This window comes from Vibrio sp. OPT46 (assembly GCF_015163535.1).
Classification (GTDB): Bacteria; Pseudomonadota; Gammaproteobacteria; order Enterobacterales; family Vibrionaceae; genus Vibrio; species Vibrio alginolyticus.
The window spans coordinates 1,651-4,023 of sequence record NZ_JADDYG010000005.1 but is presented as its reverse complement, the minus strand read 5'-3'; the positions used below and the strand labels follow the sequence as shown (position 1 = coordinate 4,023).

Here is a 2,373-nt window from a genome sequence, read left to right as displayed (position 1 = left end):
CTTAGCACCTTCCCGTCCAACACCCGACTCTTTAACTCCACCAAATGGAGCCACTTCAGTAGAGATGATCCCTTCATTCACTCCAACCATGCCATACTCTAAACCTTCACTAAAAGTCACAATACGCTTCAAGCTATTCGTATAGAAATAACAAGCCAAACCATATTCTGTATCGTTCGCCATTTCGAGAACTTGATCATCATTTTCAAAGGTAACAATAGGCAACACAGGCCCGAATAGCTCTTGCTGAACAATCGACATATTCTGCGTCACACTATCCAAAAGAACGGGCTCCATAAAGCGACCAGGCCGTCTCTGTGGAGAGTTAGCAATAGAGGCTCCTTCTTGTACAGCTTGATCGATCACCGCCTCTAGTCGATGCTTAGAGGCCATCGTAATAACAGGACCTAATGTGACACCTTTCTCTAAACCATTTCCAAGCTTTAGTTTGCTTAACTTCGACAATACTTTATCAATAAAAGCTTGTTTTACATTTTTATGAACATATAGCCGATTGGTACAAACACATGTTTGCCCTGCATTACGGAACTTCGACGCGACAAGCCCTTCCGCAGCCGCATCTAAGTCTGCATCTTCAAACACGATGAAAGGCGCATTACCACCCAACTCCATCGACACCGCCTTGACTGAATCACTGGCTTGCTTCATCAAAATTTTCCCAACGCGCGTAGACCCCGTAAAAGAGATCTTCTGAATCCTAGGATCAGTACTTAGTACTTGACCAAACTCAGCAGCCTGCTCCGACACCACGACAGAAAGCAGTTCTTTAGGGATACCAGCCTGATAAGCTAATTCAACAACAGCAATTGCAGTGAGAGGGGTAAGCTCTGATGGCTTGATCAACATGCCACAACCTGCCGCTAGGGCTGGTGCTGCTTTTCTTGTAATCATCGCAATAGGGAAGTTCCAAGGTGTAATTGCAGCGCATACTCCCACAGGCTGGCGAATTGCAGATAGACGTCTATCTGTCGTGGGGGCAGGAATAACTTCGCCATAAGCACGTTTTGCTTCTTCTGAGAACCACTCGACAAAAGAGGCACCATACATCACTTCCCCTTTGCTCTCAGCTAAAGGTTTACCCTGCTCTAAGGTAATAATCGTGGCTATGTCTTCTGCATTATCAAGAAGTAGTTGATACCACCCCCTCAAACGACGAGAGCGCTCTTTGGCACTTAATTTAGCCCAACGGACTTGCTCCGTTTTGCACTGACCAATGAGATCATCTAACTCATCAAGAGTACTAGGCTTTAACCGAATTAACTCTTGCTCAGTTGCAGGGTTGATGACCACAATTCCCTCTTCGGAAGACCATTGCTTAAATACAGATTTCAGCGTTTCATTTTTTATTTGTTGCATCATCAAACATACTCCTCAAGAACTCCTCTTAGGTTAATCGCTACTAGCAAGTTCAGCAAAGAAAACAAAGTTTTCTAAAAGGCATTAATTTTCGAAAGACTTAGCTCTCTTCCTCACTATATTTCGGGAAATTGCGCAATCCACGCAACGACGGTTTCGCTCTAAATATGGGAGCAATGAATGTTTGAGAAATAAGAAGTAGAAAATTATTGTTTAAGAGAGACGCTAACAAAACACGCAGTACGGAAGACTATTCATTCTATTACGGTTGAGGGCGAGTGTTATAAAGACTCATTGTTCAAATGGCCAATCTTTCAACGAGGACATGATACAAACTCGGAGTAATTGGAAGTGCAGGCAGCAGGCTCATCTTCCTGAGAAACTCATGTGCCAAAAGGGTAAAGAAAGTCGTATTGTCTCGCCTTCAATGTGTAAATGCATTTCTCGGGGACACGACCAAACGAAAAAGCCCCAGTCTTTCGACTAGGGCTTAATATAAGTGGCGGAGTGGACGGGACTCGAACCCGCGACCCCCGGCGTGACAGGCCGGTATTCTAACCAACTGAACTACCACTCCGCAGTGGTATCACTCGCTTGTAATCAGCAAGTGTCCGCTTTGTCTTCACTTTTCGAAAAAGTGAAAATAAAACTAAAGCCTGGCGATGTCCTACTCTCACATGGGGAAGCCCCACACTACCATCGGCGCTATTTCGTTTCACTTCTGAGTTCGGCATGGAAATCAGGTGGGTCCAAAACGCTATGGTCGCCAAGCAAAATTCTTTACATTTTGTTTTAGGCTTTAATTTAAAACATAAAACAAACAATAAATGGTGCTGATACCCAGAATCGAACTGGGGACCTCATCCTTACCAAGGATGCGCTCTACCGACTGAGCCATATCAGCACATTATTTGTGTCCGTGAGGACTAAAAAAGCCCGCTTTTACAAACGGGCTCTCTTAACTTTTGTCTTCGCCTTTTTAAAAAGGAAAAAACT

At 44.2% G+C, this 2,373-nt stretch carries 1 protein-coding gene, 2 tRNA genes and 1 rRNA gene; all 4 read right to left on the bottom strand.

What is annotated here, in order from left to right; translation table 11 throughout:
* Nucleotides 1-1,380, bottom strand: a 1,380-nt coding sequence (locus IQR33_RS00080; RefSeq protein WP_193843425.1) for an NAD-dependent succinate-semialdehyde dehydrogenase, incomplete at its 3' end; no start/stop codon positions are given.
* 497 nt (nt 1,381-1,877) lie between these two features.
* A tRNA-Asp gene (locus tag IQR33_RS00075) sits at nt 1,878-1,954 on the bottom strand.
* A gap of 77 nt (nt 1,955-2,031) precedes the next feature.
* Nucleotides 2,032-2,148: ribosomal RNA gene (gene rrf / locus IQR33_RS00070) — 5S ribosomal RNA — on the bottom strand.
* A 57-nt stretch (nt 2,149-2,205) separates the two neighbouring features.
* Nucleotides 2,206-2,281: transfer RNA gene (locus tag IQR33_RS00065), tRNA-Thr, on the bottom strand.
* Nucleotides 2,282-2,373 lie beyond the last annotated feature (92 nt).